The sequence below is a fragment of the Nitrospira sp. genome (genome assembly GCA_015709715.1).
In the GTDB taxonomy this organism is placed as follows: Bacteria; Nitrospirota; Nitrospiria; order Nitrospirales; family Nitrospiraceae; genus Nitrospira_A.
Genome location: CP054184.1, coordinates 385,071 through 409,721 on the forward strand (window position 1 = coordinate 385,071; position 24,651 = coordinate 409,721).

Annotated in this window: 21 protein-coding genes; 4 read left to right on the forward strand and 17 right to left on the reverse strand. The window is 59.6% G+C overall.

Going from position 1 to position 24,651, the window contains the following annotated elements; translation table 11 throughout:
- Positions 1-41: 41 nt before the first annotated feature.
- From HRU82_01825 to ligA, 3 genes are read left to right on the forward strand one after another with little or no spacing between them, the layout of a single operon-like run.
- Complete coding sequence (locus HRU82_01825) at positions 42-995, forward strand: AAA family ATPase (protein ID QOJ33761.1); 954 nt, start codon at positions 42-44, stop codon at positions 993-995.
- A complete protein-coding gene (locus HRU82_01830) occupies positions 995-2,893 on the forward strand; it encodes a hypothetical protein (protein ID QOJ37079.1) in 1,899 nt (632 codons plus the stop codon). Before HRU82_01825 ends, HRU82_01830 begins: the two co-directional genes overlap by 1 nt.
- 5 nt (positions 2,894-2,898) lie before the next feature.
- Positions 2,899-4,911, forward strand: coding sequence for an NAD-dependent DNA ligase LigA (gene ligA, locus HRU82_01835; protein ID QOJ33762.1), 2,013 nt, complete (start codon positions 2,899-2,901; stop codon positions 4,909-4,911).
- On the opposite strand, the gene HRU82_01840 is transcribed toward ligA, so the two are convergent.
- The 8 genes from HRU82_01840 to HRU82_01875 form a co-directional block, all read right to left on the reverse strand.
- Positions 4,886-6,199 (reverse strand): HlyC/CorC family transporter, encoded by a 1,314-nt coding sequence (locus tag HRU82_01840; protein QOJ33763.1) that lies wholly within the window; start codon positions 6,197-6,199, stop codon positions 4,886-4,888. The two genes, ligA and HRU82_01840, sit on opposite strands and share 26 nt — an antisense overlap.
- Positions 6,200-6,427: 228 nt before the next feature.
- Positions 6,428-7,240 (reverse strand): septal ring lytic transglycosylase RlpA family protein, encoded by an 813-nt coding sequence (locus HRU82_01845; protein ID QOJ33764.1) that lies wholly within the window; start codon positions 7,238-7,240, stop codon positions 6,428-6,430.
- The gene (locus tag HRU82_01850; GenBank protein QOJ33765.1) at positions 7,126-7,536 is read right to left on the reverse strand and encodes an ACT domain-containing protein; all 411 of its coding nucleotides are present in this window, start codon (positions 7,534-7,536) and stop codon (positions 7,126-7,128) included. The genes HRU82_01845 and HRU82_01850 overlap by 115 nt, the downstream gene beginning before the upstream one ends.
- Before the next feature lie 133 nt (positions 7,537-7,669).
- Positions 7,670-8,794, reverse strand: coding sequence for a fructose 1,6-bisphosphatase (locus HRU82_01855; protein QOJ33766.1), 1,125 nt, complete (start codon positions 8,792-8,794; stop codon positions 7,670-7,672).
- A 203-nt stretch (positions 8,795-8,997) separates the two neighbouring features.
- Positions 8,998-10,671, reverse strand: a complete 1,674-nt coding sequence (locus HRU82_01860) for an amidohydrolase family protein (protein ID QOJ33767.1) — start codon at positions 10,669-10,671, stop codon at positions 8,998-9,000.
- Positions 10,668-11,486 (reverse strand): uracil-DNA glycosylase, encoded by an 819-nt coding sequence (locus HRU82_01865; GenBank protein ID QOJ33768.1) that lies wholly within the window; start codon positions 11,484-11,486, stop codon positions 10,668-10,670. Before HRU82_01865 ends, HRU82_01860 begins: the two co-directional genes overlap by 4 nt.
- Before the next feature lie 100 nt (positions 11,487-11,586).
- Positions 11,587-12,873 carry an ABC transporter substrate-binding protein gene (locus HRU82_01870; protein ID QOJ33769.1) on the reverse strand — a complete coding sequence of 429 codons (1,287 nt, stop codon included), beginning with the start codon at positions 12,871-12,873 and terminating at the stop codon, positions 11,587-11,589.
- Positions 12,874-12,912: 39 nt separating this feature from the next.
- Entirely contained in the window at positions 12,913-14,160 is a 1,248-nt protein-coding gene (locus tag HRU82_01875) for a TIGR02270 family protein (GenBank protein QOJ33770.1), read from the reverse strand.
- A 348-nt stretch (positions 14,161-14,508) separates the two neighbouring features.
- Here HRU82_01875 and HRU82_01880 point away from each other — a divergent pair, with 348 nt between their 5' ends.
- Complete coding sequence (locus HRU82_01880; protein QOJ33771.1) at positions 14,509-14,937, forward strand: type II toxin-antitoxin system VapC family toxin; 429 nt, start codon at positions 14,509-14,511, stop codon at positions 14,935-14,937.
- Here the strand turns inward: HRU82_01880 and HRU82_01885 are convergent.
- The 9 genes from HRU82_01885 to tssH form a co-directional block, all read right to left on the reverse strand.
- Positions 14,876-15,193 carry a hypothetical protein gene (locus HRU82_01885; protein ID QOJ33772.1) on the reverse strand — a complete coding sequence of 106 codons (318 nt, stop codon included), beginning with the start codon at positions 15,191-15,193 and terminating at the stop codon, positions 14,876-14,878. The genes HRU82_01880 and HRU82_01885 overlap by 62 nt on opposite strands.
- Before the next feature lie 123 nt (positions 15,194-15,316).
- The gene (locus HRU82_01890; GenBank protein ID QOJ33773.1) at positions 15,317-15,865 is read right to left on the reverse strand and encodes a hypothetical protein; all 549 of its coding nucleotides are present in this window, start codon (positions 15,863-15,865) and stop codon (positions 15,317-15,319) included.
- A gap of 12 nt (positions 15,866-15,877) precedes the next feature.
- Positions 15,878-16,768: an AHH domain-containing protein gene (locus HRU82_01895; GenBank protein ID QOJ33774.1), complete on the reverse strand. Its 891-nt coding sequence runs from the start codon at positions 16,766-16,768 to the stop codon at positions 15,878-15,880.
- Between the two features lie 43 nt (positions 16,769-16,811).
- A complete protein-coding gene (locus HRU82_01900; GenBank protein QOJ33775.1) occupies positions 16,812-17,192 on the reverse strand; it encodes a DUF4150 domain-containing protein in 381 nt (126 codons plus the stop codon).
- 25 nt (positions 17,193-17,217) lie between these two features.
- Positions 17,218-18,246, reverse strand: coding sequence for a hypothetical protein (locus tag HRU82_01905; GenBank protein ID QOJ37080.1), 1,029 nt, complete (start codon positions 18,244-18,246; stop codon positions 17,218-17,220).
- 35 nt (positions 18,247-18,281) lie between these two features.
- Positions 18,282-19,316: a DUF2169 domain-containing protein gene (locus HRU82_01910; GenBank protein ID QOJ33776.1), complete on the reverse strand. Its 1,035-nt coding sequence runs from the start codon at positions 19,314-19,316 to the stop codon at positions 18,282-18,284.
- A 12-nt stretch (positions 19,317-19,328) separates the two neighbouring features.
- Positions 19,329-19,838, reverse strand: coding sequence for a hypothetical protein (locus HRU82_01915; GenBank protein QOJ33777.1), 510 nt, complete (start codon positions 19,836-19,838; stop codon positions 19,329-19,331).
- A gap of 23 nt (positions 19,839-19,861) precedes the next feature.
- The gene (tssI, locus tag HRU82_01920) at positions 19,862-21,994 is read right to left on the reverse strand and encodes a type VI secretion system tip protein VgrG (GenBank protein QOJ33778.1); all 2,133 of its coding nucleotides are present in this window, start codon (positions 21,992-21,994) and stop codon (positions 19,862-19,864) included.
- A gap of 14 nt (positions 21,995-22,008) precedes the next feature.
- Positions 22,009-24,648, reverse strand: coding sequence for a type VI secretion system ATPase TssH (gene tssH, locus HRU82_01925; GenBank protein QOJ33779.1), 2,640 nt, complete (start codon positions 24,646-24,648; stop codon positions 22,009-22,011).
- Positions 24,649-24,651 lie beyond the last annotated feature (3 nt).

Here is a 24,651-nt window from a genome sequence, read left to right on the forward strand (position 1 = left end):
ACTCGACAGCGCATTCTATCCAATCACCCACGCGAAATACCATGTCGACCCATTCCCAGCGGGCGGATGCTCGCACCGTCACCGTCCAAGGCGTCACCCTGCATCTGGCCCAACCGATGACGATGACGCAGGACTGGATCGGCAACCGGGAGATTCTCAAACAATTGCTCGCCTGCTGGCTCGTCATCGACGAACGCGACCTGCCGCTCTCTCCGCGGATCACCGGCCAGCCGGGAATCGGGAAAACGACCCTGGCCATGGCCGGCGCCCGCGAGCGCAAGCAGGACCTCTACGTGTTTCAATGCACGGCGGATACCCGTCCCGAAGACCTGCTGGTGACGCCGGTGCTGGCCGAATCCGGCAGCATTACGTACCACGCCTCGCCCCTCGTGACGGCCGTCCTCACCGGCAGCATTTGCGTGCTCGACGAAGGCAATCGCATGAATGAAAAGAGCTGGGCCTCCTTAGCCTCGCTCCTCGACCATCGGCGTTGTGTCGAGTCGATCGTGGCGGGCATCCTCATCCAGGCCCACGAGAATTTCCGCTGTTGCGTCACCATGAACGAAGACGCCTCAACCTACGAGGTGCCGGATTACATCCTCTCTCGCTTGCAGCCGACCTTGGGCATGGGCTTCCCCACGAGGGATGACGAGCTCGCGATTCTGCGTTACCACCTGCCCTTTGCGCCGGCCGAGATGTTGGCCTTGACCGTCGAGTTTCTGCAGGAGGCCCATCAGCTCAGCCTCGACTATTCCGTGCGGGACGGCATTCATCTGTTGCAGTATGCCCTCAAACGTCGCGCGCAGGATCCGGCCCATCCCCTGGCCGCCGACGCCGCCTGGCAGGAAGCCCTGATCAAGGTCTTGGGCGAGGAAGCCCTCGACCTCCCGGCGCAGTCTCGTCGCCGGCAACGCGCCCTGGGTGATCGGCCCCTCCCGCAAGGGCTTGGTGATTTCTTTTTTGAGAGCGACGACCCTCTGCACCCCGGCCGATGATGGCAGCGCCCGCATCACGCCCCAATTCCATCTTTCGCCTCTCGCCGCGCCTCGACCTGTTCCCCATCCTCCACGGGAGCGGAGACATCGCGCAGGAAGTGCGGGAGCGGTTGATCAGCCGCCCGGTCGATTGTCTGGCGGTGCCGCTCCCACCGTCTTTCGAGCGACCGCTCGAAGAAGCCGTCGCCGACCTGCCGACCATCAGTGTGATTGTGCAGCAGGAATCTCGATCGGATGGCGGCACCGCTGTGAACTACGTGCCGGTCGATCCGTGTCAACCGGTCATCATGGGCATCCGGGTCGCGATGGGTGAAGGCATCCCGCGCGCCTATATCGATCGTGAGGTCGTGCCATTCCAGCCCCTCCCCTTTCTGTCGCCCGACGCCTATGCGCTGAAGCGCCTGCCCTATGCGGCCTATGTCGCCGCCATGGTGCCGATCCTGAATCCACCGCCCGAAGGATCGCAGCAAGCGGCACGCATCGCCTGGATGGCGTTCCAACTTCACCAGCTGGAGTTGGAATACGACTCCATCTGTTGCCTCTGTCACCTGGCCGACTGGCCCTGGATTCGCCAGGCCTATCAACAGCGGGCGGAATATCAGATTCCCGTCTCGACGGCGGATCGTCCCGAACGATACCTCGTCGAGCCGTCGACGCTCTATTTTGTCTTGGGTGAACTGCCGTTCATCACCGAACTCTACGAACGCCGCCGCGCCACGCTCCACTCGGATCGCCACCTGTCGATCGATGGGATCAAGGAACTGCTGTTGGCCGCTCGAAGCCGTTGGCAAGCCGCACACGATGCAGACGGGAAATCGGTGCCCACCTGGGTGACACCCCACCTGCTCCAGCAATACCTGCAGTACGTGCGTAACCACGCTTTATTGGACCGCCGCCTCACGCCCGATCTCTACACGTTGGTGCTGGCCGCCAAACAGATGGCCGGAGATGATTTCGCCATCCACCTGCTGGACATCGCCAAAACCTATGGATATCAGGAGGACGGGCCTTCGTATCTCCCCCACGTCTCCGCCGGTCTCGACCGGCTGGCGCTCCCGACCGACGAGGTCGTATCCGCCACCAACCGGCTCCAGGGGACTCCGTTGGTCTGGCGTTCGTTGGCGCTGCGCCCGCAGCCGCCGAAACAGGTCAGCCGACGCTGGTCCTATTTATGGAATCCGCACCGCCAATGTTCGTGGCCTCCGGAAGACAGCAAGATCGAAAGCTTCCACACCCACGTCCGCGAACAGGCCAAGGCCATCATCGGGTCGGATTTGGCCAAGGTCGAAAAGTTCACCACCTCGATCAAGGACGGCATCGATCTGCGCGAGACCCTCCGCCACTGGTACACACGCCATCAGCCGCGGCGCTCGCGGAACCCGGAGATCTATGTGCGGGAAATTCCGCCGGCGCGGGGCAACGTCGATACGGTCATTTTCTTGTTCGATACGCCCGCCGATCCAGACACCTATAGCTGGCAAGCCACCTGGTACGCGGAACATGCGCAGGAATCCACCCTCTGCTTCTATGCAACATCGTTCTTGAACCACATGATCGCGCCGGGCATCGGACAGTCACGATACGGAGGGGCCCTCTTCATGTTTCCTCCGCGCCCCATCCCAGACATCTGGCACGACGAGGCGCTTGGCTTTGCCAAGACGCTCGAGGAACGGCTGATCGCCGCCGGCGCCGTGCATTCTCGCGAGGCCCACCTCGCGCTGGTCACGCCGGTTCCGCCTCGGGCAGCCTGGCGCCGCATTGCCACTCATTTCGGCCGCCGCATCGTCCCGCTCCCCTTGAGCCGATTTTCTGGCCAACTGATCGATCGCCTGCGGCGGTTCCACGTCCTGAACGGGCACGAGATCCGCAGCTTCGCCGCCCAATTCATTCGTGAGTAGACGGGATGAGCCACCCTGATGTTCGACGACGGATCGACGACCTCCGGAAAGAAATTCGCCGGCATGATGATCTGTACTACACGAAGGATCGTCCTGAGATCTCCGATGCCGCCTATGATCGCCTCTTTCGCGAACTCCAAGACCTGGAGGCCGCCCATCCCGACCTGATTACCCCCGATTCGCCGACCCAGCGGGTGGGCGCACCGCCGCTCGACGAACTGACGAAGGTCCCGCACGAAAAGCCGATGCTCAGCCTCGACTCGATCATGGAAGAAGCCGAGGTCTTGGCCTTCGACGCCCGCATGAAACGGGAATTGGAAACGGAGCAGGTCGCCTACACGACCGAACCCAAATTCGACGGCCTTTCGGTGGAGTTGGTCTATGAAGAAGGCAGGTTCCTGCGGGGAGCCACCAGGGGCGACGGGCTGGTCGGCGAAGACGTCACGATCAACCTCCGGACGATTCGGTCGCTTCCCCTGCAGTTGCAGACCCATCCGAAGCCGCCGGATCGATTGGTCGTGCGCGGCGAAGTATACATGCGCTTAGACGAATTCCAAGCTTTGAATCGCCGGATGACGGAGCGGGGCGAAGAAGCCTTCGCCAATCCCCGGAACGCCGCGGCAGGCTCCTTGCGGCAACTGGACAGTCGTATCACCGCTGCGCGGCCCCTCACCGTCACCTGTTATGACATCATGGCCCTGTCGGGTTCACACCCGCAGACCCACTGGGAGGAGTTGGAAGCCCTGGCCGCCTGGGGTCTTCCCGTACCACAGCATCGGCGGCACTGCCGCTCCATCGAGGAGGTGCTGGTCTTCCACCGAGACACCGACGCCAAGCGGGAGTCCCTGCCGTACGAGATCGACGGCATCGTGGTCAAACTGGACCGGCGCGACTGGCAACAACAGCTCGGCAGCAAATCACGCAGCCCCCGTTGGGCCATCGCCTACAAGTTTGCGCCCCGAAAGGAAATCACGATCATCCAGGATATTGCCGTGTCGGTGGGCCGCACCGGCACCCTGACGCCGCTCGCGCTCTTGAAGCCGGTCGAGGTCGGAGGGGTCACGATCAGCCGGGCCACCCTGCATAACGCCGATGAAGTCGCCCGCAAGGACGTGCGTGTCGGAGACCATGTGAAGGTCGAACGAGCCGGCGACGTCATCCCCGCTATTGCGGAACGGGTCCCTGTGCCGGGCGAGACACGTCAGGCCCCGTTTCAGATGCCCACCACCTGCCCGATCTGCGGCTCCGCCGTCGCACGCGAGGGTGCCTATTTCTACTGCACCGGCCAAACCGTCTGCGGCGCGCAGTTGAAGGGCGCCATCGAACACTTCGCATCCAAGAGCGCGATGAACATCGATGGGCTGGGAAAAAAGACCGTGGCGCAGCTGGTAGATCGCGGGTTGGTGCGCAACCTGGCTGATCTCTTCAGTCTCACGAAAGAACAGTTGCTCACGTTGGATGGTTTTGCCGACCGCTCTGCGACCCTGTTGCTCGACTCCATCAAGCGGAGCAAGCAGGCCACGCTGGAGCGGTTGCTGATGGGGCTTGGCATCCGGCAGGTGGGGCAACACATCGCGCGGGTGCTGGCGAAACACTTCGGCCGCCTGACCTCGCTCATGGCCGCGACCGAAGAGGAGTTCCTTCAGGTTCGCGAGATCGGACCGGAAATCTCTTCCAGCCTGGCCTCTTTTTTCGCAGAGGCGCGCAATCGCGAGGTGATCGATCGTCTGATCGAGCGAGGCCTCACGATCGCCCCTCCGTCCGCAGCAGCGGCAGCCCCATCGGCTTCGTTCGCAGGGAAGACCTTCGTGTTCACGGGGGGCCTGACAGGCTACAGCCGTGATGAGGCCAAACAGGTAGTGGAGGCGCGCGGCGGGCAGGTCTCGTCAAGCGTCAGCAAGAAGACGGCCTACGTCGTAGTCGGGACGGATCCCGGATCCAAGCTCGATCAGGCCCACAAGCTGGGGGTCGCCATTCTCACGGAGGCGGAGTTTACCGATCTCCTGACCCGTGGGTGACATGCACCGGCTCGTCGGCGACGGCGTCATGCGCGGCGGGGTGTTTGTCTTCCTTGAAGATGTTCACGCTCTTGATCACGCGCGGATCGGCCTCGTGAATCACGAGGCGGCAGTTCGCGATGTGCACTTCCTCTCCCACCTTCGGAATCCTGCCCAGTTCATGCTGGATGAGACCGCTGATGGTCACCGCGTCGTCACCGAGGTCGACCTTGAGGAAATCGTTGACCTTCCGGACTTCGGTCCGCCCGTGAACTAGGATTTGATTTTTCCCGATGCGCTTGATCAGCTCTTCCGTGATGTCGGTTTCGTCGACAATCTCGCCGACCACTTCTTCCAAGAGGTCTTCGAGCGTCACGAGGCCCATGACCCCGCCGAATTCGTTCACCACGATCGCCATATGGCGCTTGTCCAATTGGAACTGCTTCATGAGGTCGTCGGCCGATTTCGTGTGCGGCACGAAGAGCGCCGGGATGGCGATGTCGCGCAGCTTCATCTCGGTATGCCCCTGGGCCAATGCCGTCAACGCCTTGGTCTTGTAGAGAATGCCGATGATGTTGTCCAAGGTGCCTTCGTACAGCGGAATGCGCGAATACTTCGACTTGAACAGGAGTTCCTTCGCTTCTCGGAGGGGCTGGCTGCAGTCCAGCGAGAACATGTAGATACGCGGCGTCATGCAGTCTTCCGCCGTGATGTCCTTGAGCTGGAAGACGTTCTTGATCATTTTCACTTCCTGCGCCTCGATCACGCCGCTCTTGCCGCTTTCCTCCAGCATGATCTTGAGTTCTTCCTCGGTCACGAAGGGGACGTTGAGCCCCTTGCCTCCGGTCAGCTTATAAATCAGCGGCACGACAAAAAACATGATCGGCTTGAGCAGTTGTTGCGCCGCATAGGCGGGATAGGCCATGTTCAGGACGACCGGCACCGAATACTTCGCGGCTAAGGTCTTGGGCACGAGGTCCGCAAAGACCAACAGGACAAAGGTGAGGATACCGACCAGGACGGCAAAGGCTTCACCCAACACCCCTTCCAACCCCTGACCGCCGAATCGATTGAGGGCGATGATCGTGGCCAGCGAGGCGGTCGCGGTATCGACCAACCGATCAGCCACCAAGATGGTGAGGAGCAACCGCTGGGGATCGGTGCGGAGGTGCAAGGCCATCTCGGCCCGCTTGCTGCCGGTATCGGCCAAGGTCCGGAGCTTGGTGTCGTTGACGGAGTAAAACCCCACCTCGACGACGGAAATCACTGCCGACAAAAGCACGAGAAACGTCAAAACAATAATGTCCATAAGACCTATCGATAATTAGGGTGTGGAATGAGGGTGCGGTCGTGGCAGGTGGAACCCCTCGCCGGACCATACTGGCTGGTCCAAACGGCAGGGCTTGCCGGAGGTCGTGAGAAGATGACCTGATACGGTCCTCTCGGGCCACTATCATCCATCGGGTACTACAATTAGCATAGGCCGAAAGACGCATCAAGCGTTCCCGGGAAACTTCTGAGGCTGTCCTCCAGAGACTCAGTCCGTCTCTTCATCGCGGATGACGAAGGCCTCGCTGTCCAGCGCTGCCTTCAGCCTGGCTGATGCTCGTTCTGCGGCGGCCTCCGTTTGGAACCGACCGGCATAGACCCGATACCGGCGCCCCACCGGCAAGTCGACGGCGACCATCTTCGAGCCGGGATAGGCATCCTGTAAGCGTTGCAGCAACACCCTCGCGTTGGTTGGGTCGGCGAAGGCTCCCACTTGGACCCGCAACACGCCAGGCAGGCCATTGTTCCCCTGATAGTCCACGACCCGCAGTTCCACCTCATCGGTGCCACGCCCCACCATTCCCATGGCCTGGGCACCAGCCAGAGAAAGGTCCAGAATCCGCCCCCTCACGAACGGCCCACGATCGTTGATCCGCACCGTGACGTGCCGCCCATTCGTCAGGGAACGCACGAGTGCCACTGATCCCAGCGGCAAAGTCCGATGGGCGGCGGTGAATTGATGCATATCGTAGACTTCTCCATTCGCCGTGCGGTTGCCGTGAAAACCGGGACCATACCATGAGGCACTCCCCCGCTCGACGAACCCCACGGGGTATCCAGGCGGGTACGACGGCCGGGAGGGACTCCAGCTGGAGCAGCCGCTGAACCAGACTGAGAGGAGCAAGAAAACAAGGGGAAGAAGAAGGCGTCTTGGAACTGTCCTCTTCTCCCCCATGACGAGGTTGGTCAAAATTCGTCGAGAGACTGGGTGCGGAGCACGCCGAGCGCTTTGGTGGTGTTCGAGACGGTGAGCACGACGATCGCCCGTTTGCCTTCCCGCGAGGGAGTGCAATACCCGCATTTCACGTTGATGCGGGCCCTGGTCAATGAATCGGCCACCTGTTTGAGGGCACCGGGTTTGTTTTCCAGACTGAGGATCAACGCCGTCTCCTCCCGGAATTTGATCTTGGCCTTCCGGAGCGCAACACGCGCCGTATCCACATCGGCCACGATCAACCGCAGTTTGCCCGGACCGGTGACTTCCGGCGCGGAAAAAGCCTTGATGTTGACCCCTGCTGCGCCAAGGACGGCCGCGACCTCAGCCAGCACACCAGGTTTGCTCTGTCCACTCACCACGAACTGCGTCGTTGTCGGCATCGGCACCTCTCCCTCTGCTGAGCCTCTCGCTCAGCCACTGTCGTTGCCATCGGTACCCGGAAAGCCATAATGCACGTAATCCTCCCATACTTGCCTGAGCGGATCAACCCAAAGATCGCTCCTGACGCCGCACTTACAGCTTCGTCCACCGGTCTGCCAACTTTTTCATGAGCTGCGGCATGGTCGTGTACTCCATCTCGTCCAACGGCAGGCGATGCGGCTCGAACGGGCCATGCAGCCGCAGCACATCCGCGATGCGGTTCGCATCCCGGCGCGCCTCGTCGTAGGAGGGGTCGTCGAACATATCACGAGGACCGATCAGCCGCCCATCCGCAAGCTGGAATCCCGCGCAGGCCACACGGGGCGGACCGTCGAACCTGGTCGGCGTCGCTTGCCTGAGCGACACCGGCATCAAGGGGCCATAGTGCGAGCCGCGCATCCAGCCTTCGATGATCCAAGGATACCGGAACGGTTCCATCACCTCCCCGACCGCCGGAAAATTCTGCTGGGCCCGCACGATCATCACGGGATCGTCCTTGCCGACATACTTGCCCGCGATCAACGAGAGTTTTTCCGTGGACGACACGGCCGCGATCTCCCTGCCCGCGCGGGCGAATACCTGCTTGACGGTATACCGCCCCGGCGAGCCGATAAACATCAGCATGTCGTACAGATCTTCCGGACAATCAAAGGTGATCTTCTTGTGCTCATGGATGTCGTGAACCTCGAAGCGAAACCCTTGGTGCAAGGTAGGCGCAATGACCAAACCGGCGGTCGTAAAGGGATCGGCGAACATCTTGTACAACGGCAGGTTCCAAGCTCCCGCCGAGGTCTTGTCCGCCATGAAGATCAGTACCGGTTCCGATTTCCGCTCAACAAACTCCATCTCCGCCACGCCCGGCCCCTGCCCGCGAACGTTTCCGCTGAAGGCATCCGCCAGCAGATCCTGTCCGGCGCCATACAGATGGAGGTCCTTGGCTGTCTGCGTTCCGGCTTCGAACGTCTCCCAGGCCAATCGATGTACCCCCTCGTGGTCCACCCCCCGGCGATGTGTCATGATCAGTTGCAAATCATCGCCGCAGGCCGACACCGCATAGTCCACCAGCAAGCCGCCGGCCTTCGCCGTCTCCAGTTTCTCCTTCGCCCCGTCAATCAGTGCCGGATGGATGGATGAATGGCCGACCCACCCGCCGATGTCCGCCTTGATCACACTCAACGTAATGGTTTGTGACTGTTGTTTGGTTGTTTCAGTCGCCATGCTGCACCTCATGTTTGAGCAAGACCGGCTCCACGATCGACTGAACATCAGCAAGGCCAATGCCCGCGAGTGGGGCGAGGAGAGGGGAGAATTCCGACGAATTGCGAGGTGTCGTCAGATTCCAAGACATGCGTGCCGTGGAGAGTCGCCACAACAGCGAGCGAGAGCTGTAGCAGAAGGCAGCAGCGTGTATGGAAGGGGTGTCAGCTCAACGCCTTCAGGCCGATCTTCACGAAAGCAGGGAGATTAGGCTGATCCTCCAGGTTGAGAAAAAAGGCCTTGTCATCGGCGATCGTGAGCGGGTCGAGTTCGAGCGGGATCAGAATCTTGGACAGGGGTTCGGCCGCGCGGACGGCGACCCTGGTCGGTCCCGTCAGCTCTCGCTCACCCGCGAGGGGCAAACGCGGCCTCAGGTCCACCCCCGTGTCCTCCAACTCATCGAGCGCCAAGGTCCATTCCTCCTGCCTGGGCATGCCTCGGACCAGGCTTCGCGCCAATGCGCGCGGGACGGCCCCTGGTTGTTCCCGTTCCCTCGCCAATTCCGGCAGGCGTTGGAGGGCCTCCTTCAGCACCTGGGTAGCCGCTTTCAGGGTCACAGCCCCGACCATGGGATCGGCCGTCACCTGCTCAAGGAACAACTGTCGCGCAAGTCCGCCCACGCGGATCTCCTCTCCAACCGCCCCCAGTCCACGCATAAGGCTGGGCAACCCATAACGGGCCACTCCATTGACCATGACCAAACGAATCGCCGTTTCCTTGGCGGTCACCAACGCCTCATAGGGATCGCCTGTGGTGCCGGTCACGACGAGCAGATCCGCCCGTTTCTCCGGCTCTAACGATCCGAGCGCAGCGTCCCACCGCAGAATCGCCGCCGCCTCTCTCGTGGCCATGGCGACGAGATCCCGGTCGGTGAACAGGCCCCCTTCCTGCTCACTGACCAAACGCGCCACCTTCAGTTCGCAGAGGAGATTCTTGCTGCCGGAGGGCGACCAATCGGACCCAAGGCCGATCCGGACGCCGGCTTCCTTGGCCGCCTTGATCCTGGCCGTCTGCCCGTACAGCAGCAGATTGCTGAGCGGCGACCAAATCATCGCTCCTTGGCGCTCTCCGAAAATCCCGAAATCTTCAACCGTAAGGGCAGCACAGTGGATCCCGGCCAATGACCGCCCGATCGCCCACTCGTCGTCCGCCACCTTGAGCGCCAGGAAATGCTTGCGGGCAGTCTCATCGATCCCTTCACTCAGATGGAGTAAGAAGCAACTTGCCTTCTTGAGTCGTACAAGGAATTTGGCGGCATTGCGCGCCTCGACATCCGCCACGCGGGTTAGGGCTTCCGGCAGGGCTGCGTCGTTCGTATGTTCCACGTTCCGCACCAGCCCCTCATAAAAGCGACGGAGCCCCGCATTGCTGAAGAGCTGAATGCCTTGGCTGGTCGTCACTCCGCCCAAGAGCCCCTTGCACTCTACGTAACGGACCAAGGCCGGCACCAATTCCGGCGTCTTGCCGAGGATCTGCATCGGGCCGCTGATGAGGGCCCGGTAGGCCGGGGTCCCGGCCCATTGGTCGCGGTTCGTAAACCGTCGTGGGACGGCCCACAGACGGAGGATGTTGTAGGCCAGATGGTTGTGGAGCTCGATGAGACCGGGGAAGATGGTGCCGCGGCTGTTCACCACCGGGACCGTCTGAAATCCCTCCGGCGGAGCCTCCCCCGCCTCTCGTACCGCCACGATCGCTCCCTGTTCGATGTAGAGCACCCCACGGGGTAAGACCGTGAAGGCGTCATCCATCATGACCACTCGGCCGCTGAGCGCGAGTTTCGGACCGATGAGGGGATCGATCGGGTGGGAGCCGGCCTTTCTCGTGGCGCGCTTGCTCATGTCTGGCTCACGATTCCCTTCGGAACCGTCACCGTAATCGTGCGCCGCTTGGCCAGGGCATCCGCCCCCACACGACGGGCCCAGTTGTCCTGATTCCGCATCCAGGCCGGCAAGCCCGGCGGAAAGTCCTGATCCGGAATGGCCACCTTATCCCCCGGCAGCCACCCCTCGCCATATGGAACCAACGGACGCACGGTATCCGGCTGCGTGATCGCCGAGTGAAGGACGGCCAACGCGTCGTTCCATTTTTTCAACATCGCCTTGGTGGCCGTCCGCAATTTTTCCTTGTCGCCCTTCGACGAACTCTCCGGTTGCGTGGGATGGGTGATCGCCGCATAGGCGGCGGTCGCATTCTGGCCGGTCGGCGTGGCCCGCCATTTCTGCCAGGCCTCGTCGGCCAACATGCCCAACGCGATCACCACCTCGACCTGAGGAGTGACCAGCGCATCCAGCCACCGATGGCGGTAGGCGAGGATCCCCGGCGCCTTCCTGTGTTTCGAACTCACGCTGCCGTAGACGCTGTACAGGAACGTGTTGATCATCACGTAGCTACGCTCGATGCCCAGCTTGGCCAAGAATCCCTGGACGCGCTGGCCCGCCTCCCCGACGAGAATGCGGCGCACGATCGTCTCGTTCTGCGCCGGATCTTGGCCGATCAGGAGGACGCGCGCCGAGCCATCCAATCGCCCCCGGTGGAAAATCGGTCCCCATTCCATGCGAAAGTCCTTCGCCGGATAGACGGTCTCATCCGGATAGTCTTCACAAAGGCCCTTGAACGGTTCCTGCCCATAGCCAGGATCGAATGCTGTCGTCATATGTTCCTCCTCGACTTATAAGGACCTCTGGGCACCCCTTCATGCCATATCCTGAGCGATCTGAGAAGAGGCCGCCATCGGAATCTCAGGCGAGATTGGTTCACTGTATCTGCTCCAGCTGCCCCTTCTCCCCGACCTGCAGCAGAACCAACCTTCGATTCAGCACACCTTTCGCATTGAAGGAGGCGGGTCCCAGCAGCGCCGGAAGCGCATCGGCTTGCTCTAAGTACGCACGAAGCCGCTTGCCGGCTGTGCCCCCTGCACGGATTCCAGCCAGAATCAGCTCGGTGGCTTCATAGGCCTGGGCGGCGAAGGGAGTCGGTTCAGCATGGTAGCGGAGCCGATAGGCCTCGACAAATGCTTGAACGGCCGGCGCTTTGCTCTCCGCAAAAAAACTGTCGACGAAGATGCCCCCCAACAGTGACCTCTCGGGAAAGTTCGCCAGGTCTGGGCTGTGCCAGGCACTGCTGCCAAGCAGCCGCACCTTCACATCCTGAAAGCGCAATTGGGCGGCAATCAGGGCAGCCTGACGAAAGGCTCCAGGCAAGTAGATGGCATCGAGCCCTCGACGCGATGGAGTGCCATGCTTCTTTTGAGCTACGCTGGCCCCGGATGGTCTTCTTTCGTGAGCCCGACTATCGTCTTGTAGACGCCTCCGAACCGCAACTTTCAAGCGCGTGACCTGAGCGGTAAAATCTTGTTCCTCCTCCTGGTAAGACTCCACGTCGACCACCTCCCCGCCCCGTCGACGCACCTCTTCCGCGAATGATTGCGCGAGTTGTCGCCCGTAGCCGGCTGCAGGATGGATGACCGCGAACCGCCGATAGCCCAAGCGGCCCATCGCGTAGGCCACGATCCCTTCCGCTTGCAATGGGTAGGTCAACGCGGTGCTGAATGCGTAAGGACTGAGCTGCCGCACATCAGATCGTGTGGCCGCAGGGGTGATGAGCGGCACGTGGGCTCCCTCAACGAGCCTCGCGGCTTCCTCCAACTGCTGAGACGCGAGGGGACCGATCACCCCCGACAGCCGCGGTTCGTCCAGTAAGACGTTCAGAGGTTGTTGCACAGCCCTGTCGCCTCTCGTGTCTCGCACAACCAGTCTGACCACCGTCCCACCCTCGCGGTTCCAACGGTCTACGGCAAGCTCAACCCCATGGAGGCATTCCTGGCCGTAGGCCGCCATGGGACCGGTGAGGGGCAGCAGCGCGCCGACCCTGTACAACGGGACGGCGTCGGCTTGGGCGGGACGAGACAACAATGGAGGCGAGACCGGTGGGCCTGGCTTCTGATTCGGAGGAGCCTGACAGGCGGCGGCAACGAAGAGGACGATCAGGAAAGCAACGATTCTGGAAGGAGCGACTGTTCGATTGGACGATGAGCCATACATCGAACGCGGTCCCCTGTGTAAGGGCAAGCCACGGCCACGCTACCTCACCTGGAGCAAGACCTGCTGCCGAAATCCTGGGGCGCTGGTATTGAAGAGCGGTCTTCCCGGCTCGCGCATGGATAGTTCGATCGCGGCGGCTGTGCGTTGCCGTTGTTTCCCTGTCCGTAACACTTCATTGAACCAGTCGACCGTCATCGGCTTGCCCAACAAATAACGCGTTCCATTCGTGAACCCGAGCCGGTGACTGGCCCACCATCGTTCGACCAATTGAGGATTGGGCCAAGGCAAATCTTCGTCTGGATCGATCTCGATGTTCTCGTCTTCCGGATTTTCCGTTGGGCCTGCTTCGAAGCCCTCCGGTTTCTCGCCTTCCAGATCTTCGTAGGCCAGATCGGTACCGGTGATCATCGTGAAGGATTCTCCCGCCACGCGAGCGACCTCCGGCTTCGCCATCCGTTCGATCAGCCAGGGAATCCCGGCCGGATCGCCGATCACGCCAAGTCCTTGCACCGCCATGCGGAGGGTCTCGGGTCGGCCGGCCAATTCACGCTGCCACTCGTGGGCCGCCTGAAGGGGCATCCGCCTCAGCGCCATCGCGCAGGCTGATTCGGCCCTTTCTCCACCCTGCTCAGCCAGACGCTGCAAGACCGGAATGGCGGAAGGTTCACCAAGCAAAGCGCCGGACCAAGCAGCCCAAAAGCGGCTGGTTGGATCTTCACTATTGAGATTGGATTTCACGACTGGGAGTAGGTCGTTGCGCCCGAGCTCGCCAACAGCCTTCAGGGATCGAGCCTTCAGCGAGAGATCGGTCGCAGAGAGACTATCGAGCAACGCAGCACCGGGGTCTTGGCGATGCACCGCAGAGGCAGCAATCCCAATCTGCCTCTGAATGGATGATTCAGCCGTCAGCAGTCGTTGGATATGGGGGGAAGCCTGTGCAAAGGGAATCCAGCCGAGCGCCGAGACGAGTCCGCGAGACAGTTCCATGGACGCGCCCCCGACTGAAAGCACCTCGTTGATCCGATTCCCATCCCCGCTTTCAAACGCCAGCACCGCCGCTGCGAAGACCTCGCCAGGCTCTCGCTGCCCCAACCCTTCTCTGCAGAATTCCCACCCCGCATCGCCGGCAATGCGCAGTCCATCAAGATGCGCCTCGATCCGGTCATCCAGCTTGGCCAGATCTTTCAGCGCATAGTGCGGCGCATGGACGGCGTTGTTGCGAAGGAGCCAGAGAAATGCGGCTTCTTCAGCGTGCTGACTGACAATAGATACAATAATCGGTGCCATCTGTTCCGTTCAAACAGTCTAAAAAGACGGCCGTTCTCTTTATCGGCTCAAGCCGTTGATGGTCGAACTCCTGCTTGACATACTGATGCTCTGTAAATATGCTCTGACATATGCGAACAACTGTCCGTCTAGACGATCACTTACTTCAGTCAGCCAAGCGCTATGCTCAAGAAACGGGTCGAACTCTGACCGGTTTCATCGAAGATGCCTTGCGTCAAGCCCTCGCCACACGTCATCCCAAGGTACGACGAACTCACGTAAAGCTCACAACGGTCAAGGGCCACGGCGTCCGACCGGGCATTGACTTGGATGATTCCGCCTCCTTACTGACCATGATGGAAGAGCCGCGTGATTCTGCTTGATGTGAACGTTCTCGTATATGCACACCGGGAAGACGCTCCGGATCATCGCGCGTACCTGAGTTGGCTCGAAGACCTGATTAATTCCGACCAAGCTTACGGCCTTTCGGACATCGTGCTGAGCGGTTTTATCCGCATTGTCACGCATCCGAAAGTGTTTACTCCCCGCAGCACCATTCACCAGGCGATTGCGTTTGCACAGGAACTACGCGGCCAACCTAACTGTATGGCCATTGCTCCAGGTCCCCGCCACTGGGACATCTTTTGTCGTCTCTGTAAGGAAGCCGACGCCAAGGGAAATCTCGTGCCCGATGCGTACTTGGCTGCACTGGCTATCGAAAGCGGGAGCGAATGGGTCACCACTGACCGCGACTACCGCCGCTTTCCAGGCTTGCGCTGCCGCCACCCTTTGCAGTGACAGAAGTGCTGCTCAGGACAATGGCTGCCGCGAACACTTCGTCAGCCGCTTTCTGACCCAACCCTTCTTTGCAGACTTTCCATCCCGCATCGCCGGCGATCCGCAATCCATCGAGATGCGTCTCGACACGATCATCCAGCTTGGCGAGGTCTTTCAGCGCATAGTGTGGCGCATGGATAGCATTGTTGCGAAGCAGCCAGAGAAAGGCGGCTTCTTCGGCGTGTTGCTGAACAATGCTGTCGATGAGCTGTTTCATAAAGCAACGCCAGCAGAAGCCAATCTTCCATCGACGTACATTCCATGCTTCAGACAAAATTGGAAAGCAGCACTTAACCCCTATCATCCCCTTATTCTTTGTCCTCTAATAAGCACATTTATGCTATGTGTCAGTCGCTTCTGCCAGTGGTTCTAAAGTAACATCTATAAATCGACCTTCTTGAATTCGTTTTGCGACCCTCTCGCTCACGATAACATCCCCTCGCGATTCCGCAAGCCGAAACATGAGCAGATCGAGGGCTTTCGCAGGATCTATGGTCAAGCTTTCAAAAAACTGCACATCCGCCAGTGGTCTGCTTATTGAAGTGGACATATTGGCTACCGCGACCAAGCCTATGACATTGACGACGAGGTAATTATCAATTCTTCGGTCCCTCCGAGTGTCGGATACAACGGCAGGAAATGTCTGAAGGTTGTCCACCCCTGCAGCTCGCAGTGTTTCAACTAGACGTGCACTCATGAGCTCTGCGCCGGGGTAATAATCACTAAGCTCCAATTGATCACTTTCGTCACTTGCCAAAGAAAAAGGCCATGGTAGAGTCAGCTCTTCTTCATTTACCTTTTCACCAGACATTAAAGTCTCATCATAGTTGTCTTCTTTATGCATATAACCGGAGTAGAGGTTGAGATTTGCACCAAGGCGATAGTACATGATCACTTGACCTCATCGGGTAGGCGACTTTGGTTGATTGCCCTTCATCCATTTGGGCAGGGCAAGTTTCTTCAGTCGGTCACTCCACCATAGAGATGCGGGTTTACTTATAAATATTCTGTTAGCATCGATGAGTGACTTAATAATCCCAGAAACTTGATCCATATGTTGCACTAATGATTCAAGCGGCTGTACCGTCTTCTTTCCCGAGTCGGGCTTACATATAGAACACGAATCCATGTGTGCTTGGGCAGAATTTTGCACCCGACGGAGAAGGTTATCGACCGTATCTAAATATCCATTAGCGTGGATTCTTGCCTCTTCGTCATCATCCACTGGTGCCTCATAGGCTGCAGCGCGATGAGACCCCTGATGTAACTGCCGATTGGTTATTTCCATTACTTCGAAAGCAATTGTGAGCTTAAGGTTGTCGTCACCATCTGCGGATCTCCACTCCACTAATGGCGTTGCATACGGCAAACAGTAACCATTGTTTGCATGATCAGTGTCGTAAAAAGTATCCGCAGCCAGTTGGTACTTCTTGCTTTTCGTATATCCTTTCGCAAGAAATGTACACACTGGGTGTCCCGGCAAGTGATTCTTTGGAATGAGGTGATGTGCCTGTACCGGAAAATGCGTGGAACTCAGATTGTCAAAGGACCATCTATAACCAGTGACTCCGGGCTTAGCGATAAAGGGCGTCGGGCCTCCAAGGTAGCCCTGTTTCTTATCCGTATCCTTCTCCATATTTCGATATAACCGCGCTCCCGAGCAGTCCTTATAAGTACCCCATTCATTGATGCGAGATTTCCAAGGTTTCGGATCCCTTTTCTTGCCATCGCAGTACTTATCGCTTGCGAGAGAGCGCTCAAATGCATTAGCGACTTGTTCCCCAATATCCATACCTGTCATCTCCTAGAGGCAACTACCTGTAAATAGCTGTAATTTAGCCCATGATATTCTTCTTATTGTGAAACAGCGGATCTCCCAACCGGCACACGTTCTTCCCTTCGAACTTCACATCGAACGAGTACATCATGAACTCTGCTTCGCCCTTGAAGGAATTACTGACGACACCTCCACCAGCGTTGCCCGCCTCGTCGCCGCTGGTCATTTTATAGGTGGCGCCCTTCACCATCGGCATCTGCCCGTCAGTTTTTACGCTTTTAGGACCGCCCGACGTGTTCGAGGACATGCCGATGTTCGGATAGGGAATGGGAACCGGTCCGCCTGGCGTGGGCGTCTTACAGACATCCGGAAAGACCGTGCTCGTTCCTCCGCTACGCTTATGGACGACACCACGACAATTCGCAAAGATCGATGCCATACGAGCCTCACCCACCAGTGATTGTTCAGTTCATATGAATCAGGGCTGCCCCTCGTTCTTGGCGGTCGGACGAGCACCACACGAGGCAGGGGCCATCGAGATAACCTTTCTGCATTCCGACCGCTCCTAAACCCAGCATCAATGGACCTAGCGCCGCGCCGGGATCCCCGAAACAGTCAGCCGGATGTTCTATTCTGACGTTCTCTTGGAACCGCTCCTTGCTTCGGAGATAGGCGACGCCCCACTCCTTGGACCAGAAATTCTCGCCGTTGAAGCCGGCTAACACTGTCTGCACGTTGTCTTTAACGGATGGGATGGCAGCGAAGAGCTCTTGGATCGTGCTCGCGAGTCCGTCGCCTCGATACGGTTCTTCACTATATCGATGGCCCTTCTCGACCCCAGTCGCGGCACCGGCAATCCTTGAGATTTGACCTTGGTCTGAAGTGCTTTTGTATGGAGCCGTGAGCAATAAGAAAGCCGCCCCTTCACCCGGCACGAATCCGTCCATCACGCCTTTGGCCAGGATCCGACCTTCCATATCGAGCGTGCCAAGTAGATAAAGGTCCAGATAAGTGTCGACCCCACCTACGATCACAGAGCTATTTTCGCCGGACTGCAATCGCGCGAGGGCCTCTCGAAGCGCCAACAGGCCTGCCGCGCGACCATGCGGAAACATCTTGCTTCGCGCGAGATTGAACTTCAGACCGGACTGCGTTGCGAGCTGATCAAGAAACTTCTCTCCCGCGGGATCGGCACGGTTCGGCAAAGACTCCGGCGTGCCGAGCAGGACCGGGATTTCCCCCACATTCGACATTCCTCTCAGAACCTCGCTCAACGCCGGTGCTGCGAGTCTTAACATTCTGGCCTGACGTGCCGTCATGCCGATGGTTTCTTCCAACGACCGTTCGAGCGGTGGAAGACATTCATCCGGAACGAGGGCCATGGTGAAGGGTTGGAACCGTCTATCATAGATCGACGTTTCGCAGAACCGCGAGATACCGGCCCTGACCGAGGAGGCCGTCTGCTGGGCTCCGATCCCCACCGCTGAGATCATGCCAAGAGACAGGATTGCCGCTCCTTGCTCAGACATCAGGCTGCCTTGGCTTCAAGATCCAATTTCTGGATTCCTATGTCGATCTGCTCGACTTTGAGCACTTGCTTATCGCAGGGCACGGCTGCTCGCCACAGCATCGAGAGGCGTGCCTCGCCCGGCTCAATCAGCACGGTTTCTAGATTGAGCGGCGGCGTCTGGTTTTTCCCCGCCACCCGTACGATTGCCTCAAGGCGGTAGGCCGGCAACTTGCACTTGAATGGTCCATGGGGCGACGCATTGAGCACTTCCACCGGCTCGCCGCCCTTCAAATAGCCGTCACACACCAAGTCGGGGTGGGCCATGTTGAAGAACCGTGGATTGAAGTCTTGGGGCAAATAGGGCGCTCGCTTCTTTTGCCAAGTCTCGTCATAGGTCCCGGCAAAGGATTTTCTTGGCTCCCAGGAGGGAGCGATATATCCAAACCCTGCGGGGCGAGGCCTGGCGCTATGCCCCGATATGAGATCGGCCGGGTCTTCGAGGTTTGGGATTGGCATGCCCTTGATGTCCTTTCGTCGCCTCTTTCCCGTGAACCCAGATCCGACTGGGTTCCGGGCCTCATACAGAATTCCCTTCTGTTCGGCAGTCCGATCATGGATTCCCCCGAATGCCCGCTCGTACACGAGCGGCATCGAGCGAAAGGGCGCCGGGCTGGTCATGCGAAGCCAAAAGGGTCCGCCTTTCCATTGTCTATCTCCGAATACACGGACGACCTTCTTGCGATCGGCTATGGTCACAGACACATCGAGTTGAGTCACCTCCCGCTGGTCCGGTGCGCAGGCCTCGCCCATCAACACCACATCCGTCGATGGCTTGGTAAGGTGCATTTCGGAAGCGTATTTCACGCTCGACGCTCCCGGTTGGCCCCAGTACTCGTCCGCAGGGATGATCGGTTGCTGCTTTGGGGCGATTTCGAGCGTCTCCCCGAGCTCAAAGGTCGCTTTGATCACCACGTACAGGGTGTCTATTCCCTGCTCGTTCGGGAAGACTGCCATCGAGGCTGGAAACGGAGTCGTGTTCTTCAGTTGAAGCACAGCTCATTCCTTTTAATTGATACTGACGCTTCCCCCTTGGATCCTATGCGGCCCGGAAGATCGCGACAATATGTGGGTACCCCTGATGACAATCTTGCCGTCCTTTCGAAGTGTCATGCTGCCACTGCCGCATCGCAGGACGATTTCCTCTCTACCTTCGATGATGAGCCGTTCCCCGTCGATCACCATTTCCTTCGGCTTCTCCGGCTCATCCGATGTCACAACCATTGATGCCATTCTTTCCAAGCGGTCTTCTAGGACGCCAACAATAATGGGATGGTCGGGATCGCCTCCCTCGAACACCAGAAGGACTCCTTGCCCCTTAGTTCTTCGTTCGGCCGGATCACTGCCCATCACACCTGAGACGATCCTGACGGGCATGTTCCTCCGGCCCTCATAATCAACAAGGATTTCCCCCGAGTCATTCCAGCCAGCGACATGACCGATGCAAGGGAACATAAACCGGGCTTCATACGCCTCTGTGGTTTCGACTTCTTCCATGGAGTGCTGATTGCCGGCCATATCTCCCCCCCCGAATTCACCTGTTAGTTTTGAGTAATCTTCGAACCCTTCAAAGCCAGATCTCCGGACGCGTTGATGGTGATCTTTCCGCCCTTGATCACGATGTCCCCGTTGCTCTTCATCGTGATGGAGGCGCTCCCAGTCTTGATCGTGATTTGGTCCCCCGCGTTCAAGACCATATTCTTGCCGGCCGAGATGGTCACATTGTCGCCCGCCGTGATGCCGATGTTTTTGCTGGCGTTCTCGGTGATGCTTTCGCCAACATCCACAGACTTATTCTTTGCCACGTTCTCGCTGCTCAAGGCTCCGACCACGACCGTCTTCGCGCCACCGATCTCTTCAGCCTTGGCGCCGCCCACCGTCTCGTTCATGGCCGCGCCGACGCTGACCTGATAGGCGCCACCGATCGTCAAGGCCCGAGCCAACGCAACGGTGTGAGCCGAGCCCTTGCCCACCGTGATGGATTCGGCGCCGCCGATGCTCTCCGTATGGTTCGCCCCGACTTGGATCGTTTTGTTCGCCCCGACCGTCTCGCTCTGGTCCACGCCCACCGTCTTGGTGCGATTGTTCGTCACGGCCAATGTTTCGTCATGGCCGACCGTTTGGTTCTTGTCGTTCTCGATGGCGATCGTCCAGTCCTTTTGGCCATGAAGAAAAATTTCTTCCTTGTCCTTCCCATCTTCGAATCGAATCTCGTTCGACCCTCCGCCGCCGATGGAGCTATTGGACTTGAGGGTGCTCTTGGTCTTTTCACTCGGCAGCGCGTAGGGCGGCATGTTGTCGCCGTTGTACACGCGTCCTGTCACAATCGGCTGGTCGGGGTCTCCTTCCAGAAATTCCACCAGCACTTCCTGCCCGATCCGTGGAATGAACATGGCACCCCAACTCGTGCCGGCCCAGACCTGCGCCACCCGCACCCAGCAGGAACTCTTTTCGTCCCGGTTCCCCTCGCGATCCCAATGAAATTGAACCTTCACCCGCCCATGCTTATCCGTGTAAATCTCCTCTCCCTTCGGCCCGACCACGATGGCCGTTTGCGGCCCTTGGATCGTGGGCCTCGGCGTGATCGCAGCAGGACGGAAGGGCACATCGGAAGGAATGCAGTGGAACTCATTGTGATAGGCGGGCTCATTCGCGACCGTTCCCGTCTCAGCCCCCAACGACTGCGATTGGGTCCCCTTGTGTGTCACCCCCACGGTCAGATACTCGCGGTTCAGATCAGACCGATGGCATTGTTCCATCGTGAAGCGGTAGCCGGGGATGATCCGGCAACAATCACTGTGCCCCATTCCCAGCTGCCCGACCGCCTGCGCCTCTTCCAACCGCACCTTGGCCAACAGATTCCTCTCACTGCTGTCGCGGCATTCACCGAGATATTCGTAGTCCTCCAACTTACCGTCCATCTTGGCCTGCGCGTCCCCGGTGACGGTCAGTCGCGGCTTTTCGAAGTCGAAATCCCGTAACTTCACAGCGCCGCATCGGATCTCGCGGTGGTAGGAGAAGAAGGCGATATGTTCGTCGGTCGAGAGGCCGGCGGTCGCGGGCGCGTGGTATCGGATGGAAGATGCACCGGGCAGCGTCGCTGCGGCGGAGGGGTCGTCGCCCAGGACCAGGACGTGGCTCGTTTCCCGGTGCTCGAAGTAGTACCAGATCCCATACTGCTCCATGAGCCGGCTGATGAAGTTCAGATCGGACTCGCCGTACTGGACGCAATAGGTCCGGCTCTTGTACCGGCCGGAATTCAGCGCGAACCGAAATTGGTTGGCGGTCAGGCCTGCATCGAGCAGAACTTCCTTGATGATGTCCGGGATCGTCTTCTCCTGGAAAATCCTGCAATTGGTTCGAAGGCCGAGTTTCCAGATTCCCGGCACCACCTCGGCCCGGTAGAGGCTCCATTTCCCCTCTTTGCCCGTCTGCTCGAAGGAGCTGACCAGTCCGTGGAGGAGCCTGATGCCCATGCTCCCTCGCGCCGTCAGCAGGGCCGGCTGGCCGATGACTTGATCGAAATCAATCTTTGGGTCGGACGAGGCAAGGTCCAGGCTGAAGCGAAATACTTGAGACAGGCCCTCGCTCCCCTCGAAGCGAATGACTCGGAGCTTGTCGCCTGAGTAGGCGCCGACTTTGAAAAGATGGGGCGCGTCGGTGTGTGTGTCCATGAGAGGCATGGTCCTTATCCTTGCACCAAGGCCACGGCCTGGCGCTCCGAGAATGCGAGGTTGAAATCGCCGTCCGCCGCCAAGGTCAGGCTGAGCCGCTCAGGCAGGCGGCCTTCTCCCAGACGCGAGAGGATTTCCGTCGAGACACGCGGGAGCAACGACCCCTGCATGATATGGTCGATGTTGCGCGCCCCGGTTTCGACCTCGTTGCAACGCCGCACGATCTGTTCGACCACGGCCGACTCGTAGTCGAAGGCAATCCGATGGCTCTCCATGAGCCGCTGGGCCAGGCGGGCCAGCTTCAACTCCACGATCATTTTCATCGCCGCTGCATCGATCGGGTAGAACGGCACGATGGTCATCCGGGCCAGCAGCGCCGGCTTAAAGTGACGGCTCAACAGCGGCCTGATGGCGGCGGTCACCTCGTCCGGCGAGGGCCGCGTCCCGCGCGCGCACAGTTGGAAGATCATGTCCGAGGCCAGGTTACTGGTCATGAAGATCACCGTGTTCTTGAAATCGATGACCCGGCCTTCGCCGTCGGCCAACATGCCCTTGTCGAAGACCTGATAGAAAATGTTCATGACTTCAGGGTCGGCCTTTTCCACCTCGTCGAGCAGCACGACCGAATAGGGCCGCTGCCGGACCGCCTCGGTCAAGGCGCCGCCTTCGCCGTATCCCACATACCCGGGCGGTGAACCGATGAGTCGCGAGACCGTGTGCTTCTCCTGAAACTCCGACATGTTCAGCGTGACGACGAATCGCTCGCCGCCGAACAGCGCCTCCGCCACGGCCAACCCCGTCTCCGTCTTTCCCACACCGCTGGGGCCCACGAACAGAAACACGCCGATCGGAGTGGCCGGATTCCCGATGCCGGCCTTGGAAGCCCTGATTCCTCTCGCGATGGCCTCGATCGCATGGTCTTGGCCCTTGATTCTCGTCTTGAGCCGCTCATCCAACTGCAGAATCGTCTGGGCTTCGTCCCTGACCATGCGGCCCACGGGGATGCCGGTCCAATCGGATACGACCTCGGCCACGACATCCGTATCCACTTCGATCCTGATCAGCGGATCCTTCCCCTGAATCTTGCGCAAATCGGCCTTGGCGCGGTCCCAGTCGGAACGATAGCGCTCTGCGCCCTGAGCCCCTTCCGCCTGTATTTTTCCCCGCAGGGCCAAGACCGATTCCGCCAACACTTTCTCCTCGCGCCACCGCGCCTCTAACTGCTCCAGTTCCTGCCTTCGTTTCGCGATGGCCTCACCCAGCGCGCTAATCCGCTCCGGTTCCACCGGCACCCCGCTGAGCAGATCGCGTCGATGAGCGCCTTGTTCCCGTTCCAGCGCTTGGATCGTCCGTTCGATGTCTTCCAGACGGTCCGGTTTGCTGGTCAGCCCGATCTTGATCCGAGCCGCAGCCGTGTCCAACAAATCCACCGCCTTATCCGGAAGTTGGCGTCCTGAAATATACCGGCTGGACATGCGCGCCGCCGCGACGACACCTTCATCCAAGACCTGTACCTGATGGGCCTCTTCGTACTTGCTCCGCAGGCCGCGCAACACCAGAATGGCATCGGTTTCGGACGGCTCCTCAAGCTTCACGAGCTGGAAGCGCCGGGCCAATGCCGCATCCTTTTCGAAATACTTCTTGTACTCCGACCAGGTCGTGGCGGCGATCGTGCGCAATTCGCCCCGCGCCAGGGCCGGCTTGAGCAGATTGGCGGCATCACCCATCCCCGCCGTGCTCCCCGAGCCCACCAGCATATGGGCCTCGTCGATGAAGAGAATGATAGGTTTCGGAGAGGCCTTCACTTCATCGATGACGGACTTCAGGCGATGCTCGAACTCGCCCCGAACCCCGGCGCCGGCCTGGAGCAATCCCAAATCCAGCGCCAGCATGTCCATATTCTTGAGCAGATCCGGCACATCATGTTGCACGATCCGCAAGGCCAATCCTTCGACGACCGCCGTCTTTCCCACCCCGGCCTCCCCCACGACGATGGGATTGTTCTTGCGCCGTCGGGCCAAGATATCGATCATCTGCCGAATTTCCCGATCCCGTCCGAAGACCGGATCGATGCCGTTGGCGCGGGCCCGTGCCGTAAAGTCCACCGTGAACCGACCCAGCGCTGTCTCCGCGCCCCGCCCCTCAGCCCCGCCCTTCGCTGCCGCCTTCGCCGCTTCGCCTTCCGACGATTTCGCGGTAATGTCGAAAAACTTGTGGGTGAGTTCATCGGCACGGACCGGTTGCAGCAGCTCATCCCCGAAGCCATAGGCGAAACGGCCGAGGTCCCTGACCATGGCCAGGAACAACGCCCCAGACCGGATCTCGGTCAGGTTCAGATCAATCGATCCGATCAGCCAGGCCTCCTGCAGCCATTCGATGAGTCGCGGGGAGAACACGGGCTTGGCCGCGTTCCCTGACTTGAACTCTTCCAGAGCCCGCTGCAGGGCCTTCTGCACCCGAGCCGGCTCGATCTCGAAATGGGACAGGATCACCTGGATGTCGGCGGTGGGGTCGTCGAGCAGTTGCACCAGCAGATGCTCGACGGCTACTTCATAATGCGTGCGAGACAAGCAAAGCCCCGCTGCGGACTCAAGTGATCGGCTGCACAAGCGATTCAAGCGGCGAATCAAGGATCGCCTATCCACCACATCCATGGC

What these genes read in the sequence shown, in the direction of transcription:
- HRU82_01825 (QOJ33761.1), top strand. Translation starts at nt 42, where the DNA reads ATGTCGACCCATTCCCAGCGGGCGGATGCTCGCACCGTCACCGTCCAA.
- HRU82_01830 (QOJ37079.1), top strand. Translation starts at nt 995, where the DNA reads ATGGCAGCGCCCGCATCACGCCCCAATTCCATCTTTCGCCTCTCGCCG.
- ligA (QOJ33762.1), top strand. Translation starts at nt 2,899, where the DNA reads ATGAGCCACCCTGATGTTCGACGACGGATCGACGACCTCCGGAAAGAA.
- HRU82_01840 (QOJ33763.1), bottom strand. Translation starts at nt 6,199, where the DNA reads ATGGACATTATTGTTTTGACGTTTCTCGTGCTTTTGTCGGCAGTGATT.
- HRU82_01845 (QOJ33764.1), bottom strand. Translation starts at nt 7,240, where the DNA reads ATGCGGGTATTGCACTCCCTCGCGGGAAGGCAAACGGGCGATCGTCGT.
- HRU82_01850 (QOJ33765.1), bottom strand. Translation starts at nt 7,536, where the DNA reads ATGCCGACAACGACGCAGTTCGTGGTGAGTGGACAGAGCAAACCTGGT.
- HRU82_01855 (QOJ33766.1), bottom strand. Translation starts at nt 8,794, where the DNA reads ATGGCGACTGAAACAACCAAACAACAGTCACAAACCATTACGTTGAGT.
- HRU82_01860 (QOJ33767.1), bottom strand. Translation starts at nt 10,671, where the DNA reads ATGAGCAAGCGCGCCACGAGAAAGGCCGGCTCCCACCCGATCGATCCC.
- HRU82_01865 (QOJ33768.1), bottom strand. Translation starts at nt 11,486, where the DNA reads ATGACGACAGCATTCGATCCTGGCTATGGGCAGGAACCGTTCAAGGGC.
- HRU82_01870 (QOJ33769.1), bottom strand. Translation starts at nt 12,873, where the DNA reads ATGTATGGCTCATCGTCCAATCGAACAGTCGCTCCTTCCAGAATCGTT.
- HRU82_01875 (QOJ33770.1), bottom strand. Translation starts at nt 14,160, where the DNA reads ATGGCACCGATTATTGTATCTATTGTCAGTCAGCACGCTGAAGAAGCC.
- HRU82_01885 (QOJ33772.1), bottom strand. Translation starts at nt 15,193, where the DNA reads ATGAAACAGCTCATCGACAGCATTGTTCAGCAACACGCCGAAGAAGCC.
- HRU82_01890 (QOJ33773.1), bottom strand. Translation starts at nt 15,865, where the DNA reads ATGTACTATCGCCTTGGTGCAAATCTCAACCTCTACTCCGGTTATATG.
- HRU82_01895 (QOJ33774.1), bottom strand. Translation starts at nt 16,768, where the DNA reads ATGGATATTGGGGAACAAGTCGCTAATGCATTTGAGCGCTCTCTCGCA.
- HRU82_01900 (QOJ33775.1), bottom strand. Translation starts at nt 17,192, where the DNA reads ATGGCATCGATCTTTGCGAATTGTCGTGGTGTCGTCCATAAGCGTAGC.
- HRU82_01905 (QOJ37080.1), bottom strand. Translation starts at nt 18,246, where the DNA reads ATGATCTCAGCGGTGGGGATCGGAGCCCAGCAGACGGCCTCCTCGGTC.
- HRU82_01915 (QOJ33777.1), bottom strand. Translation starts at nt 19,838, where the DNA reads ATGGCCGGCAATCAGCACTCCATGGAAGAAGTCGAAACCACAGAGGCG.
- tssI (QOJ33778.1), bottom strand. Translation starts at nt 21,994, where the DNA reads ATGGACACACACACCGACGCGCCCCATCTTTTCAAAGTCGGCGCCTAC.
- tssH (QOJ33779.1), bottom strand. Translation starts at nt 24,648, where the DNA reads ATGGATGTGGTGGATAGGCGATCCTTGATTCGCCGCTTGAATCGCTTG.